This is a genomic window from Streptomyces sp. NPDC058279, from assembly GCF_042881255.1.
Lineage (GTDB): Bacteria > Actinomycetota > Actinomycetes > Streptomycetales > Streptomycetaceae > Streptomyces.
Genome location: NZ_JBHVYA010000017.1, coordinates 1 through 14991, shown reverse-complemented (window position 1 = coordinate 14991; position 14991 = coordinate 1). Strand labels below are relative to the sequence as shown.

The following is a 14991-nucleotide window of genomic DNA, read 5'->3' as shown; positions in this document are numbered from 1 at the left end:
CGGCTGCACGGACGCGAGCCGTCTTCCGCGAAGTCCGTGAGCGGGGATTCGGGGTACGGTTCAGGCGGTCCGCCGATACGTCGCGACGTTCTCCGGGGCTATCGGGTCCGGAAGCGGCGGTAGAGGTTCCGGGCTACGTACACGCCCGGGCCGCCGAAGCCGATGATGTCGACGCGTCCGTCGCCGGTGACGTCGGCGAGGAAGCGGGGATGGCGGTCGACTCGCCAGGCGCCGGCGTCGTCGTTGTATCCGAAGCCGCGGCAGGTCAGTTGGGCCTGCTCGAACGTGCCGTCGCCGCGGTTGTGCGACACCCAGACCCCCTCGTCGCCGAATCCGACGATGTCGGGGCTGCCGTCGCCGGTGACGTCGGCGAGGAAGCGGAGGTGTTTCTTGGCGGTCCATCCCTGGGCGGTCCCGAAGTCGTTCAGAACGAGCTTCGTGGGCTCGAAGGTGCCATCGTCGAGGCCGCGTGCGACGACGACGCCGTGGGGGCCGAAGCCGATGAGGTCCGACGCCCCGTCGCGGGTGATCTTGAGCAGGAATCGGGGATGCTCCGCGGCCGAGCTCCACCCCTGGTCGGTTCCGAAGTCGTCGAGGACGTACAGGGGCTCGGCGAATACGCCTTCCTCGTCCTGGAGGGCCACCCAGACGCCGTCGTCGTGGCAGCCGATGATGTCGAGCCTGCCGTCTCCGGTGGTGTCGGCGAGGAAGCGAGGGTGCTTGTCCACGAGCCACCCCCCGGTCTTCTCGCCGTGGCCGAACGCCCGTAGAGCGGGCTCGTCGGAGAGCGGCGCGAACTTCCCTTCCTCGTCCTGGAGGGCCACCCAGACGCCGTCGTCGTGGCAGCCGACGATGTCGAGCCTGCCGTCTCCGGTGGTGTCGGCGAGGAAGCGAGGGTGCTTGTCCACGAGCCACCCCCCGGCCTGTTCGCCGTGGCCGAAGGCTTTGAGGGCCGGCTCGCCGGCCGGGGACTCGAACGTTCCGTCCTCTCCCTGGGGGGAGATCCGGACGCCGTCGGCGGCGAGCACGACGACGGCGAGTTTGCCGTCGCCCGTCATGTCAGCGAGGGTCCACAGGTCCGCGGTGCTCGCAGTAGGCGCGGGAGGGTGCAGGACGCGCTCCTCGTCATCGAACGTGCCGTCACCTCGCGCAGCCGACGTCATAGCCCCCTTGGCGGGCTTGAGCCCGATGATGTCTGCCGGCCCCTTACCGGTGGTGCCGGCGAGGAACCGGGCGCCGAGTGCGGCCCACCAGCCCGGTCGGCCGTCGGGAGAGGGAGAAGGCCCGTCGCTCTGCCAGCCACCGGCGTCCTGGTCGCTTCCGAACCGTTCGAGGACCAGCAGCATGTCGCTGAAGGACGGCGCCGCGCCGGGCGTCGGCCGCAACGCGGCCGAGGGGACCAGCCGCCAGGATCGGCGGCCGTTCCAGTGGCTGAGCGTTCCCCAACGCAGTACGGGGTCGCTGACGCGCTCGGGCTCGGCCGGGACGAGACGCCACCGCTGGCTTTCCGCGTCCTCGTCGTACGCACACAGGACGACCGGGGTGCCGTCCGCACCGGACTCGTCGAGGTCAAGGACGGTGTCGTCGGTCGCGCTCTCGATGAGGTAGAGGCCGGCTGCGCCCTCGACGGGAATGACGCGCCACTGCTGGCTCTTCTTACCGTCGGCCGCGTCCCCCTGCCGGACGACGCCGCCCGCGGCGGCGGGCTGCTCAAGGACCTTGCCGCCGGCCGCGTTGCGGATCACATAGATCTGCTCGTCCTGCGTGGACTGCACGGGGACGATCTGCCACTGCTCCGGGGTCGGACCGTCCTTGGGGAGCTCTCGGACGACGAGCGCCCCGCCCTGCCCCGGCGCGGCCCTGCTGTCGAGGGTCTTCCCCGTGGCGGCGTTGACGATTTCCAGTTTCAGTTCTTCGGTGGGCACGGGCATCGTGGTGCCTCTTCCAGGCGGTGCGGAGGTTGGCTCGGGACGGGTGCGGTACGGCGGTGGCCGCGGATCACGTGAAGAGGTGGTGGTACGGGACGTTCCACTCGCTGGGCAGCCGCGGGTAGAACGTGTTGATGACCGTCCCGGTGAAGTCCCCGCCCCAGTTGTAGGTGACACGCACCTCGCCGTTGGCCGTCACCGCGTGGTCCTTGAACCCGAGGATGGCGTCGGGGTGGGTGATCGGCACGAAGGTGATGCCTCCCCACGGCGTCACCGTGACGACCCAGAGCTGGGTGTCCTCGGGCGCGCCGTTCTTCCCCCGCCACTTGTCGCCCACCTTGTCGGGCAGGCCGACCTGGACGGTGTCTGCTGTGCTCTGGGGGGCGTCCTGGTGGACGGTGACGCGCCTGCGCTGCGGCTTGGGCATCCCGTCGTCGCCGCGCCCGGTGTCGGCGTCGCCCGCACCGGCGGGCTTGGGCGTCACTTGGCCCGCGGCGCTCTCGATGACGTACAACGGCCGCTGCCCGAAGAAGCCGGCCGGGGTGAGGTACCAGAGGTGGCCCTGTGCCTCCTTCGTGGCCGGGTCGAGGGCCGTGGCCAACTGGACGCCCTTGTCGTGGCTCTCCCCGCTCAGCTCTACGGGCCGCAGGTAGCCGCCGTTGAAGGCGTGGACGAGCATGACCGGCCGGTTTTCGACCAGTGCCGCCACGATCGCGTTGTCGTAGCTGTTCACGGCCACCGGGCCGCCGACCACCAAATTGGACATCGCCGTGCGCTCTTGGGTGTACATCGCGGAAACCTCACCTGTTCTGAATACGGAGAACAATGCCTCGGACGCTCGATGCGGGGTCATGACGCCACATTGCCGCGGGCCTGATCGTCTTCGCCAAAGAGGTGTCCGAAACCGAATCAGTGGCTGAAAATGAAATTATTCCCACGGAAACGCCGAGGTCACGGTACCCAAAGGCAAGGGAGCCGAAAAGTCATCGATCGGGTGACAGGCGGTGAAGAAAGGTCACTCCGACGGCGTTTCGGAAACAATTTCCGAAAATCGATCACTCGATTGAGTGTGACGTGTAGATGCGTCTTCTCGGGTTGGGGGAGAGGCGGTAATTTCGCCTGCTGAAACGTGCGCATATTTCTGTTTAGATTTCACCGAGCGTGGTTCGGTCCAAATATTCGAGGACGGGTGCATGCCTTCCACCGCATACAGTCTGGTAGATGCCAAGCGTCAGCCGCTGACGAAGAAGAACCTGCGGGAACTCAACATCGAGCAGACCTGGCAGTCCATCCTGAACCACCCCAATCTGGTGTACGTCGACCCCTCCGGCGTGAAGCACAAGCCGGTCGGGTTCTCCGTGAACAAGTCGAGCTTCGGCACCTTCTCCGGGAGCGCGTTCGAGCGGGGCTGGCTTGTCTACATGAACCTCGGAGAGCCGCTGATCGAGGTGCGGGGCGACATCGCCCAGCCCCCGCCCGACACGTTCTCCTCGCGCTCCTACGTCAACCGCAGCAGCACCGAGATGACCTTCACGGACTCGGTCGACTTCACCGTCACCAACGGGGTCACCTGGTCGCTCAACGGCGATGCCAAGCTCACCTTCGGCGGCAGCATCGGGGCATCGCTCCAGTTGCAGCTGCAGAACCAGCTCCGCCTGGACCTGCAGTCACAGCTTGCGGCGTCGTGCCAGAACGGGACGGCGAACAAGAACGCGAACACGGTGACCAACAAGAACAGCAAGGACAGCATCGGGGTCGACAACGCCAACACCACCGAGACGTCCGCGAGCAGCTCCGCGACGAACTCCTCGTCGAACACGATGACCAACTCGGTGGGGTTCACCACCTCCGGCAGCGCCACTGGTAACGCCTCGCTCAACGCACAGCTGGCCCTGGGGATCGCGGCCACCGTCGGCGGCTCCCTGAACACCAGCTGGGCCTCGAAGTCCCAGATCTCCGGGAAGGTCCCGGCGAACTCCCGCGTGCAGACCATCGTCACGCAGCGGCGCACCCGCAAGCAGTACACCTACGAGATCCCGGTCACCTTCTCCGGGTTGATCGCGGTGCAGTACGCCGTGCCGGTGTCGGTCCTGTCTCCCCCGCAGCCCGGCGCCTATCCCGGCCTGAGCCCGATGGTCGCCCGCGACATCGGCGACATCGACCTTGCACCCGGCGGCTTCCGCATGAAGGGACTGGCCGAGGTCGTATCCGCCCTGGACGTCCACCACACGTTGCTCGACGTGGAGAGCCTGACCCTCAGCCAGCAGACGCTCTACAAGCAGCCCTGACCACGCGGCACCGCCGCCACAACGACCAGAGGTGACGACCATGGTGTTCGACAACATCTTCAACTCCGCGGGCAAGGGCGCGGGGCTCTTCTCCGTGACCACCGACAGCACGAAGCCCCACCCGGGCGAGGGCGTCGACTTCGAGGACTCCAACGACGACACGTACGACGACACCAGCGCCAGCCTGTTCAACAACGCGATCCACGGCGCTACCTCCCGCGCCAAGATCGTGCAAGAGACATCGCCCGAAGCCCGCGCCGTCCTGGGTTTCCTCGGCTCCTTCATCCAGACCACACAGGCGTCCGCCGGCGCGCAGGCCCAGTACGCCCAGGATCCCGGCTCGGTCACCAAGGCCGCGTCCGCCGGCATGCAGGAGGCGAGCGCGACGGTGACGGGGTACGGCGATCTCCAGAAGGACGAGGACCTGGAGAGCAAGCCGAAGAAGAGCGACTTCACCAAGCCCCCCAAGACCCCGGAGGCCCCCAAAGCTCCGGAAGCCCCCAAGGCACCCAAGGCGACGGCGGAGAAGCCGTCCCGTTCCGAGCAATAGGGCCGGAGTCGAGAGGGGGGCAGGGGCGAGACCGCCCCTGCCCCCCTCTCGTACGCTATACGGGAAGCAACTGCCACTGGCGGCCCCGATGATCGCCCTCCGGCCCGTGCTGCCTGACTGCCGTGCGGGCGTTCGTGTCGACGCTCAGCAGCAGACCACTGTTGCGGTTTGCGATCTCGAATACCCGCAGGGTATCGGTCGCCGGGCCCACCGGGATCAGCCTCCAATGCTGGTGATACGCGTCGCCGCCCTCGTAGGCCCGTTGCACGACCACAGCTCCTGCCGCCTCCTGCGCGTCGGCGACCTCCAGGACTTTGCCGCTGCGCACGTTCTCCATCCGGTACAGGACGTCAGCGCCGTCCTGGCCCACCTCGACCAGCCGCCACCGCTGGTGGTTCCGGGGCGAGACGAGGGACAGGTGGACCTCGGCCCCGTCCTTGGGGGACTCTTGGAAGACCCCCATCCGCAGCCTGCTGCGGACATTGGTCCAGCAGACCACCGCGCCCGACTCGGGCAGCCCGGCCACTCTCACCGCCGCGACCTTCCGGATCCGGTGGTTGACGTGGTCGGCGATGTGGAGGGCGCCGGCGTGATCCACGGCGAGCCCCACGGGGTTGTTCAGCTGTGCCGAGGTCGCCGGGCCGTCGTCACCGTTGAAGCCTGCTGTGCCCGTGCCGGTGACCGTGGTGATCGTCCCGTCTGCCCTGATCTTCCGGATCCGGTGGTTGTTGCTGTCGGCGATGTAGACGGTGCCGGTACCGTCCACCATCACTCCCAAGGGGTTGTTCAGCTGTGCCGAGGTCGCCGGGCCGTCGTCACCGCCGAAGCCTGCTGTGCCCGTGCCGGCGACCGTGCTGATCGTCCCGTCCGCCGTGACCTTCCGGATCCGGTGGTTGTTGCTGTCGGCGATGTAGAGGGTGCCTAGGTTGTCCACGGCCAGGGCCTGCGGGCGGTTCAGCTGGGCCGAAGCCGCAAGATCGCCGTCTTCCTTGGATCCCGCGACCCCGGTCCCCGCAACCGTGCTGATCGTCCCGTCGGCCGTAATCCTCCGAACCCGATGGCCGTTGTACTCGGCGACATAGAGGACGCCGGTACCGTCCACCGCCAGTCCGAAGGGCACGTTCAACTGGGCGGAGGCGGCAAGGCCGCCGTCACCGCTGGATCCGGCCCTGCCTGTGCCGGCAACTGTGCTGATCGTCCCGTCTGCCGTGACCTTCCGGATCCGGTGGTTGCTGGAATCGGCGATGTAGACGGTGCCCGCGCCGTCCACTGCCACGCCCCGCGGCCAGTTCAACAGCGCCGAGATCGCGGGGACGTTGTCACTCTTGTAGCCCGCGGCCCCGGTGCCCGCGATCGTGGTGATCGTCCCGTCTGCCGTGACCTTCCGGATCCGATGGTTACCGTGGTCGGAGAAGTACAGGGTGCCGGTGTCGTCCACCGCGATTCCGTAGGGATAGTTCAACCGAGCCGAAACGGCCGACCCTTCATCTCCTTCGAATCCGCCGATACCGGTTCCGGCGATCGTGCTGATTGCAGGAGCGGACTGCTCGACGCCTACGGGCTCCGTGCGGGTAGTGCTCATGGTCGTCCCTTCACCTGTCCCCGCTGTGCAAGGTTTCGTTCCATTCCAGAAAGCTGAAGGCCGAGGCGGACACGGCCGGCTTCCGAGTTGCCGCGTCGCTGTTCAGCAGCTCGCGGACTTGGTCAGAGGTTGTACCGGTCGATCCTCAGGACCCAGTTCTGGAAGCCCGCCGTCGTGCCGGTCGAGGCATTCACCTTCACCCGGGCGGTGACGTCCCTGGCAGGGAAGGCCGGCCGGAACTCGGCGACACGGATCATGGTGTGAGAGGACCACTCCGGATTGCCGCGGGCCGTCACGAAGCGGTGGTTGGCGCTGACCGGAGAGGCTGGGTCGCTGCCGAAGAACACGGTGGCGCTGACGACCGCGTTGTTGTCGGGGTGGGAGGCGATGGCCTCGGCGCTGAACGTCGCCACGAAGATCGCCCCGTAGGAAGCGGCGCCCTGCCCGATGTGCAGGTCGATGGTGGCGCCGGGCAGATCGGTCCAGCTACCGACAGCAGCCTCCCAGCGCGTCTCGTCCCAGACGAGCAGGGTGTCATCCGGTGCCCGGTTGGTGGCCAGAGAGACGAGGGTGGGCGAGGGGGTGCTCATGAGGGCGATTCCTCTGCGTCGACGACAAAAAGTGATGTCACGTGCGGAGAACTCCCCACCGGGCGGAGCTGTGATTCCTCACACCTGAACACGGAGTACGTGAACGAAACCATTCGGACAGAGAACCGGCAGGAGAGGGTTCCAGTGATTTTCTCAAATGGGTCAAGAAACGCCGTAATCCATCCCAATCGCTGCTCTAGCGGTCAAAGAATCGATTCAGCGTCCGAGTTCAAGAGTGGCGTGGAGTGCGTTCATCCAGTCCTCCGGCGCGCGGATCTGGCTCAATCTCCGCCACCCGAACGGTGAACGCGTCGCATCGAGCTTTTCCAATCTGAGGCGCGTGAGGAAAGGAGTGCCCCGCAGATGGTTCCCCGGAACCCCCGATCGACTGCGGAGCTCCTGGTCAAAAGCTTGCGCCAGCTACGGGGACCCGATCGGCAACAGAGCGCAGACCAGCAGACAGGTTGGAATGGGCTCAGTATGAGAAGCTCTACATCACCAGCGGGTCAGGCTCCCTGATCCGGGACGTCGACGGCGCGAGTACATCGACTACCTCATCTCCTACGGCAGCGCCGTCCTCGGAGATGCCCCCGCCCGTACTGACGGACGCCCGCCCTCACCCAGGTGCTGCACACCGGCACGATGTTCGGCACCTGCAACGTCCCGGAAGTAGAACTGGCCGAGACGATCTGCTGGATGCTGCCTGCGCGGAACTCGTTCGCTTCGCGAACTCCGGCAGCGAGGCCGTGCAAGGCGCAGTACGCGACGCCCGCGGCCACACCGGACGCTCCCCCGCTCCCGGATCCTGAAGTTCGAAGGGCACCACCACGGGTGGTCGGACACACAGGCCATCTCCAACCGCCCCACGCAGCACGAGGCGGGCCCCCTCGACGCACCACGGCCCTACCCAGGACACATCACGAGCCCGGGGGGGATCAGCCATGACATCCCCGGGCCCGGCCCTACAAGAGCGCGCTGTTCAACGACGGCGCCACTCCGGTGTCACGTGGGTGTCGGCGCGCTCCCGTGCAAGGTGTTCACGTTCCACGTACCGGGAGAAGAAGCCAAAGCGATTCCAGCCCATCGCCGCGCGCCTGCGCACAGCATTGGCCGCACGTCCCGCCGGCAGGAACTGACCCGGAAGGCTGGTCCGCACCCGCGCCCTGTGGGCCAGCCCTCCAGCTTCGCGTTCCTCTGCATGGCACGGGAGCGGTTGTCACCGCGAGCGGCGGTGTCGATGTCAGGTGTCAGCGCCGCCGTTTGGTTACGGAGCCGTCGGCCAAGGCCGACTCGAGGGCGAACCGGGTGTCCTCCGCGACCACGTGCAGAAACATCGTCAATGTCATTCTGCGACCACCACGGTGAAACTTCGGGAACCGTCCGCTTCGTACCGGAGCGAGTCAAGGTCACCGCCGACGTGTTCCAGCAGGCACTGGGCCATGCTGGTGCTGACTCGCCGCGGTTCCTGCCTGTCGCCGGCCGGCGGCGCGGGGGGCGCCGTGGGGTCGTAGCGGGGGAGGGCCACTTCCTCGTTGACCGTGGAGGAGAATGCCGCCGCCTTCGCGGCCACGACCACGCGCACACGCTTCGGAACGCCCCAGCCCGAGGGCTCGCGGATCAGGGTGAGCCGGACGTTTCCAAGCCCGTCGTCCATGCCCCATGGGAGCGTCCACTCCAGGGTTCCGTCTATTGCGTCCGGGACGATGTTGCGCGCGCGCTGTTCCTCGATCAGCGGAGGAAAGATCGCAAGTAGGGCCTTCAGGCGAATGAGTACGTAGTTGGTCCAGACGTCGAGTGTCATCGGTCCCCCTTCGATGGTGCCGCCATCGAAGCCGATCTCTGCCTTGAGAGGAATAGTCCGTCTGGGTGGCCCTCGGCGGCCAAGCGGCCGTGCACGAACGCAAGGAAGGCGAGCGGCGGGAGCGACTCGAACGTCTCCAGCCGGCGCAGGACATCGGTGATGTCCTCATATGTTCTTCGGTGAGGACCTGGAGCACGGACTTGATGACGGCGTGGGCGATGCCCTCCGCCGCTGTATACCTGGTCGAGCCTCGTACGTCTTTACGGGGGAGCGGCTCGCCGCCCTGTCGGCAGCCGCCGAGGACGTACTGGCCGCCCCGTCCTTCCCCCACATCTCGCTGGGCCGGCAGATCAGGCTCCGCCAGCAGGTGGCCGAGGCGCTCTACGGCGGCGTGCAGGAACTGCACGACAACACCGTCCTTCGGCGGGTGGTCGAGATCCAGAGGGAACTCGTCTCCCTTCTCCCGCAGGACTGTCCCGACTGGCTGGCGCAGCTACGAACTCTGGGCATCCTCTCTCTCTGCCTTCGCCGCGTGACCGGTGAGGCGTCGCCGGAGGAGGAAGCGCTCGAAGCCCTGCTGGTGGCGTCGGCGACGGAGGCGAGCACCCGCAAGCCCTTCGGCCTCGCCGACCTCCGCCACCTGCGCCGTCGACCCCCTGGATGAGGCGGTGCAGGCGGGCGACGCCGTGGGCGGCGTAGTGGAGGACATGCAGTGCCCCGGTGTCTCTGAGGAGGAGGGCGGTCGGGGTATGAGCTGCTCGGTGAGCTGGGGTGTTGCAGGCCGCCGATCCGCCACACCGCGTGAGGTTGTCCCGCTGTGTCCTGCCTCGTCAGCTTTTCATCTTCATTTTCGCGGGCCCAGGACGGCAGCGCACGGCCGAACACTGCTTCCTCCACCCCGCACAGCTCGGCCAGCACTTCCGCCCGGCTGCGTCGAGCAGCGCTTCGGCGTCGGCCTTCCGCGATCCACTGTCGTGCCTGGGCTGGTGGATTCTCCCCCGCCCAGTTGCCCAGCAGCCAGCTGGAGTCCTGCCCGTAGCGGGCAGAGAGACGACGCATCAGCGACCAGGTCGTCTCTCCAGGCATGGGAGCGGCCCTGAGGACCCCCGGCCCGCGGTGCAGCGAGCCCTTCGGCGCATATCTGAGCAGTCATGTCCGATCGTTACCCAGCCCGTTGAGGGGAGGATCGTGATCGTCTCGACTCGCCTCGGGGCAAGGAGCTGCTGTCGCGACAATCCCTCGCTGGTCAGGCGTGCTCGTCCGATGGCTGCTGGGCAGGCTGGACCGACCAGCTTGGTGGCTCGTCGTTGTCTGAGTCCTCGTCGCGCTCCGCGTCGGCGGATGCCGTATGGATCTTGCCCGACGCGTGATGGACCGGCGCGTATACGGCATAGAGCTGCAGGGTCTCGTCACCGATGTTGGTGACGTTGTGCCACGTGCCGGCGGGCACGAAGATCGCCCAGCCATCCTCGACCTCCTGGTCGAATTCGAGTCGATCCTTCGTGCGGCCCATCTGGACGCGGCCCCGGCCCGCGTCGAGTCGTAGGAATTGGTCAGTCTCCGGGTGGGCCTCCAAGCCGATGTCCTCACCCACCGGGATCGACATGAGGGTCAACTGGAGGTACTTCCCGGACCAGGCGACCGCGCGATAGTTCGTGTTCTCGAGCGTCGCCTTCTCGAGGTCGAAGCTTTGAGGTTCCGGCCCGATGTCCTTGATGGTCATATTTCTCTCCCGGTCAACGAAGGCGGTAGGCGTTCGCGTTCTCGCGCCAACCCACGTCAGCGTTTCATAGCCCCTGGTCTCTTCTGGCCACAAACACGTGAACCGCTACCTCGCAAGCGGCCGCGACCCTTTGCCACATGTCGCCCCGATACGGGCTGTGTGTTCCGTACCGAGGCGGGTGGAGCACGCTTGGGCGTGCTTAACGGAGGTGGAACTGACGGCGAACTCAATGGGCTGAAGCCTCCTGGCCACGTGCTCAATGACCAGGAGTAGTTCCATCGCGCGGTTGGCCCTCCTCCCGGGTGCGGGCGCAGCAGTGGAAGAGGGGGAGTCGGCAGCCGCAGCGGCCGGCTCCGGCCATCCATGGCCCAGGCCAAGTTCGCCTCGGCGTGAGGTGAGACGACGTCCTCGACGTGATCCTCATCGGATAGCAGCGCCGACACCGCCATCGATCTCCGCAACCTCGCCGTCGGCCTTATGCGCCCGGCGGCCGGACCAACGTCGCCGTCGCAGCCGACCACTAATGGTCGCCCCCCGACTACGCCATCGGGCTCTCAAGGTCACCTGATGAGAACGCATCAGCCCCGCCCGGCCGTGGAGGCCGAAGACGCCGTGGCCTTGTTCGCGAGTTTCGGGTTCTGGCACAACTTCTGATGATTTGTTGCGGAGTGTTATTGGTGACGGCCCCCGGTGGCATGCACCGGAGAGCAATCGTGCAGGCTGGGCACATGGCCAGTCGGGTAGAGAAGTACCTCGCTCATCTTGATCGACTTTCCGGGGGAAGGGAGCCGCGGTTCTTCCCGGTCGAGTCGACCAAGCAGGGGCTGGGGGGCGTGACGGAGATCGTGTACGACGACCTGCCGGACGGGCTTCTCACGGCGCTCACTTATGGCTTGTCGCTGGCAGAACATTCGGACTGGCAGCACGGATCGCCGGAACTCTGTCTCAGCGTGCACTCGACCAACGTGATCTGGGCCCACGCCGTGGGTTACCTCGCCGAGCAGCTCCGCGGTACCTGTCCCTTCAGCTACGGCAGCACCATCAACTTCGGCGAGCGCATCGTTCCCGAGTCCGAGATGAGCTCATTCTGCGTGTTCGCTCCGATGGTCCTCGAAAGGGACGACTCCCTGGGCATCGACGTTGGCGTTCCGGGACACGAAGGCCACGACGTGATCAACATCCAGGGGATTTACCCCATTCACGAGGTGGAGCGCCAGTTCATCAACGAGCACGGGTTGGAGGCCTTTTGGAAGAGCGGTTGGGAGCCCACTGACGTGCTGCGTCGCCCCGCAATCTGAGCTGGGGAGGGCAGCAGTAGTACTCCGAGCCTCCGAAACCTGTGCCGGAACCGAGCACTGACAGCACCCAGTGAGCTTGGCTCGGGCGGGTCGGCACCGACGGACATACTTCGAGCTGTGGACATGAGACCGGAGCTGTTGCCCCCGTCCGTAAGCCGGCAGCGGCTGGACGAGCTGAGTGCCGAGCTCAGCATCTTGCTCCGGTTGACATGGCCCTCGACGACTTTGGAGCTCCACGGTTGCGAGCTCTACTCCTGAAAGGCGCCTCAGGACCCATCGTCGATCACCCCAAAGCCCTCCGGAACGCTTCCAGGAACTCGCGGCGAGCCGGATTGTTCTCGGCGGCTGCCATCTCCCCGACGAGCTCGATCAGCTCCTGTCGCTGATCACTCGGCAGCGTGCTGACCACGTGGGCAACACCCTCCATGACCTTGACCGCGTCGTCCTGATCCATCTGCTCGTCCTCGCTGCCGTCGATGAACCACAGGACATCGACCAAAGCCTCGGCCAAGGCACGAGTCAGGGACGGGTACGAGGACGTCACGAGGGCCTCCCAGCGGATCAACGGCAGAGTCTGGCCATCCCACCACACGACACTGACATCACTGTCCGTGAGTCCCCACAAGATGTGGACCGGAGCCCGTCATCACCTACGAAGCCAGTGGCGGTCTTGTCGTAGCGAGTGGCCGGGCCGCGCCACTGTTTGAGCTTGTCGATGCAGCGTTCGACGGTGTTCCGCTGTTTGTAGGCGGTCTTGTCGAAAGCCGGTGGTCGGCCGCCTTTGCTGCCGAGCCGTTTTCGGTTGGCGATCAGCCGTACCCGCGCCGCTTGCTGCCGGGCCCCGTCGGCGCCCGGGCTGCCGCCCGACCCGCCGTGGCGCGTCGGAGCGGGCCCGGAGCGGGGGTGATGAACGACCAGCGCGAAGGGAGGAGCCCAGACCACGTGGCCGAACCTGACAACGTCCGCCCGTGCGGCATCACCGGTCGATCATCCAGCGCTGGGCCGATACCGGCCGCCTGCGCTGGTCCGTCGTACGAGGCTCGGCCGTGCACCGCATGAGGCGTGTCCGGGCAGCGTCGATGTCTACGTGCTCTGCCGTGATCCGGCCGCTTTCCACCCCCTCGTATGGCGCTGAGGTTCCGAACGAACGTCGCGGAGGTTCAAGTACGCCCCGTGTCGGTGTTCCTAGGATTCGACGGCAGGTGGGAAACCCGCGCTGTTCCAGGACGGGCGCCGGCACGGACGTCCCCGACGGGGTGATCGGCAATGGCCGGACGGGCACGCCCAGGTCCGTCGGAGCATCGTCGAGGAGCCCTTTCCCGAAACCCGGTGGTCGGACAGTGCTGCCGTGGGAAGCGAAGATATGAGGGGCCGGAGTCCTGATGAACTATGACTATGACTATGTCGTTGTGGGAGCGGGGACGGCGGGGTGCGTGATCGCCTCCCGGCTTTCGCAACGCCCGCGCTTGCGGGTGCTGTTGCTGGAGGCGGGAGCACGGGACGCGACCGAGGCGATGGCATCTCCTTGGGGGTTCCTGGGGTTCGACCCGGCATCCCTGTGGCTGGGTTCCTCGACCGTGCAGGCCGGTACGGGCAGGGCCGCCGACGTGCTGCGCGGTAAGGCACTCGGCGGATCGTCGAGCATCAACGGCCTCTACCACCTGCGGGGACACCACTCCGCTTACGACGAATGGCCCGGACTCGGGGCTCCGGGCTGGGGTTTCGACGATCTGTTGCCCTCTTTCCGCCGCAGCGAGAGCACCCGCAGTCGTGACACCTCCCTGCGGGGCACGAACGGGCCGGTCGTGGTCGCCCCGGTTACGGAACCCCATCCCCTGGCCACCGCGGGCGTCGACGCCGCGGTGCAGGCTGGGTTCACACGCGCCGCTGACATCGGCGGCGGGCTGGAGACCGGGTTCGGGTGGAGTGACATGAATCTGCCCGGCGGCGCCCGCCAGAGCGCGGCCGACGCCTACATCCGTCCGTTCCTCGACCGGCCGAACCTGGACGTCGTCACGGACGCGACCGTGCAGCGGCTGTGCGTCACCGCGGGCCGCTGCACCGGCGTCGAGTACACCGTGGGCGGCGAGCACCGGTCCGTCGATAGCGCCGAGGTCATATTGACCGCGGGGGCCATCGGTTCCGCGCACCTCCTGATGCTGTCGGGGATCGGCCCGGCACGACACCTCGGCGAACACGGCATCGGCGTCGTCGCCGACCTGCCGGGAGTGGGATCCCATCTGCAGGACCATCCGATGGCGGCAGTGGTGTACGAGGCCGACCGGCCCGTACCTTTCGTTCCCGCCAACCCACCGGCCGAAATGATGGGCCTGCTGTACAGCGACCCCGCCGCGGCCCGGCCGGACCTTCAGGTCTACGTCGTCGCCGCACCGCTCCCGTCGGCATGGGGCCGGCCGCCGGCCAACGGATACTCCATCGCCTTCTCTGCGATGGCCCCGCGCAGCAGTGGCACCGTGCGTCTGGCGGACGCCCGTCCCGCCAGTGCTCCCGTCGTCGACCCGGGCTACCTGAGCGATGACCGTGACCTGGAGGTCATGCGCAAGGGCCTGGCCGTGGCACGCCGCATCGGCGAGGCCGACGCGTTCGCCGACTGGCGCAAGCGGGAGGCGGTGCCGGGCTCCCGGACGAGCGGCGAATCCGTGGAAGAGTTCATCCGCAAGGCCACCGGCCCCTACTTCCACTTCACCGGTACCTGTCGCATGGGAACCGACGCCGATGCCGTCGTCGCCCCTGCGGACCTGCGCGTACACGGGATCGCCGGGCTGCGGGTCGCCGACGCCTCGGTGATGCCGTCCATCCCGCCGGCCAACACCAACGCGACCGTCTACGCCATCGCCGAACGGGCTGCCGAACTGCTCGACTGAGCCTTCTGCCGCGGCGCGCCTGACCAAGGCGCTTCCACAACGCGCGCCATCCGCCTCCGCCGTGCGCCGAACGCGGCCCCGACCGGCCTCATCACCCCTCCTCAGACAGGAGCACCACCATGTCCGAAACCCTTCAGACCAGTGACGTCGTCACCTCCGACGCCGACCTGCTCGACCGCACCGCGGACGCCGTGCGGGCGGCCGGTTCGGCGTTGCGTGAGCGTTTCGGCGATGTAGTCCGCTGCGAGACGCGTGACGAGCTGATGCGTGCGCTCGCCGTCAACGACGACACTGCCCTGGACATCCTGCGCCCCCGCCTTACGAGCCTGCGCCCGGAGGCCGCCTG

12 protein-coding genes and 2 pseudogenes are annotated in these 14991 nt (G+C 67.1%); 6 read left to right on the top strand and 8 right to left on the bottom strand.

Annotation, left to right across the window (positions count from 1 at the left end):
• Positions 1-98 precede the first annotated feature (98 nt).
• Positions 99-1931, bottom strand: coding sequence for an RICIN domain-containing protein (locus ACFVXJ_RS25425; protein WP_389665015.1), 1833 nt, complete (start codon positions 1929-1931; stop codon positions 99-101).
• A 67-nt stretch (positions 1932-1998) separates the two neighbouring features.
• Positions 1999-2718, bottom strand: a complete 720-nt coding sequence (locus ACFVXJ_RS25420; protein WP_389665014.1) for a hypothetical protein — start codon at positions 2716-2718, stop codon at positions 1999-2001.
• Between the two features lie 403 nt (positions 2719-3121).
• On the opposite strand from ACFVXJ_RS25420, the gene ACFVXJ_RS25415 reads away from it, so the two are divergent.
• On the top strand, positions 3122-4216 hold the full coding sequence (locus ACFVXJ_RS25415) for a hypothetical protein (protein WP_389665013.1): 1095 nt from the start codon (positions 3122-3124) through the stop codon (positions 4214-4216).
• Positions 4217-4256: 40 nt separating this feature from the next.
• The gene (locus ACFVXJ_RS25410; protein WP_389665011.1) at positions 4257-4766 is read left to right on the top strand and encodes a hypothetical protein; all 510 of its coding nucleotides are present in this window, start codon (positions 4257-4259) and stop codon (positions 4764-4766) included.
• Positions 4767-4821: 55 nt separating this feature from the next.
• On the opposite strand, the gene ACFVXJ_RS25405 is transcribed toward ACFVXJ_RS25410, so the two are convergent.
• The 3 genes from ACFVXJ_RS25405 to ACFVXJ_RS25395 form a co-directional block, all read right to left on the bottom strand.
• Positions 4822-6348 carry an RICIN domain-containing protein gene (locus tag ACFVXJ_RS25405; RefSeq protein ID WP_389665009.1) on the bottom strand — a complete coding sequence of 509 codons (1527 nt, stop codon included), beginning with the start codon at positions 6346-6348 and terminating at the stop codon, positions 4822-4824.
• A 122-nt stretch (positions 6349-6470) separates the two neighbouring features.
• Entirely contained in the window at positions 6471-6938 is a 468-nt protein-coding gene (locus ACFVXJ_RS25400; protein WP_389665007.1) for a hypothetical protein, read from the bottom strand.
• A gap of 1342 nt (positions 6939-8280) precedes the next feature.
• Positions 8281-8739 carry a hypothetical protein gene (locus ACFVXJ_RS25395; RefSeq protein ID WP_389665005.1) on the bottom strand — a complete coding sequence of 153 codons (459 nt, stop codon included), beginning with the start codon at positions 8737-8739 and terminating at the stop codon, positions 8281-8283.
• Between the two features lie 211 nt (positions 8740-8950).
• On the opposite strand from ACFVXJ_RS25395, the gene ACFVXJ_RS25390 reads away from it, so the two are divergent.
• A complete protein-coding gene (locus tag ACFVXJ_RS25390) occupies positions 8951-9403 on the top strand; it encodes a hypothetical protein (RefSeq protein ID WP_389665003.1) in 453 nt (150 codons plus the stop codon).
• 582 nt (positions 9404-9985) lie between these two features.
• Here ACFVXJ_RS25390 and ACFVXJ_RS25385 read toward each other — a convergent pair.
• Positions 9986-10462, bottom strand: coding sequence for a cupin domain-containing protein (locus ACFVXJ_RS25385; RefSeq protein WP_389665002.1), 477 nt, complete (start codon positions 10460-10462; stop codon positions 9986-9988).
• A 728-nt stretch (positions 10463-11190) separates the two neighbouring features.
• Between ACFVXJ_RS25385 and ACFVXJ_RS25380 the strand changes: the two genes are divergently transcribed.
• Complete coding sequence (locus tag ACFVXJ_RS25380) at positions 11191-11760, top strand: suppressor of fused domain protein (RefSeq protein ID WP_389665000.1); 570 nt, start codon at positions 11191-11193, stop codon at positions 11758-11760.
• A gap of 283 nt (positions 11761-12043) precedes the next feature.
• Here ACFVXJ_RS25380 and ACFVXJ_RS25375 read toward each other — a convergent pair whose 3' ends face one another.
• Both ACFVXJ_RS25375 and ACFVXJ_RS25370 read right to left on the bottom strand, forming a co-directional pair.
• Positions 12044-12325, bottom strand: a complete 282-nt coding sequence (locus ACFVXJ_RS25375; protein ID WP_389664999.1) for a hypothetical protein — start codon at positions 12323-12325, stop codon at positions 12044-12046.
• A pseudogene (locus ACFVXJ_RS25370) lies at positions 12322-12570 on the bottom strand (hypothetical protein); the annotation flags it as partial. The gene ACFVXJ_RS25375 and the pseudogene ACFVXJ_RS25370, both read right to left, overlap by 4 nt.
• A 572-nt stretch (positions 12571-13142) precedes the next feature.
• Here ACFVXJ_RS25370 and ACFVXJ_RS25365 point away from each other — a divergent pair.
• Positions 13143-14645: a GMC family oxidoreductase gene (locus tag ACFVXJ_RS25365; RefSeq protein WP_389664998.1), complete on the top strand. Its 1503-nt coding sequence runs from the start codon at positions 13143-13145 to the stop codon at positions 14643-14645.
• Positions 14646-14764: 119 nt separating this feature from the next.
• Positions 14765-14991, top strand: a pseudogene (locus ACFVXJ_RS25360) (3'(2'),5'-bisphosphate nucleotidase CysQ); the annotation flags it as partial.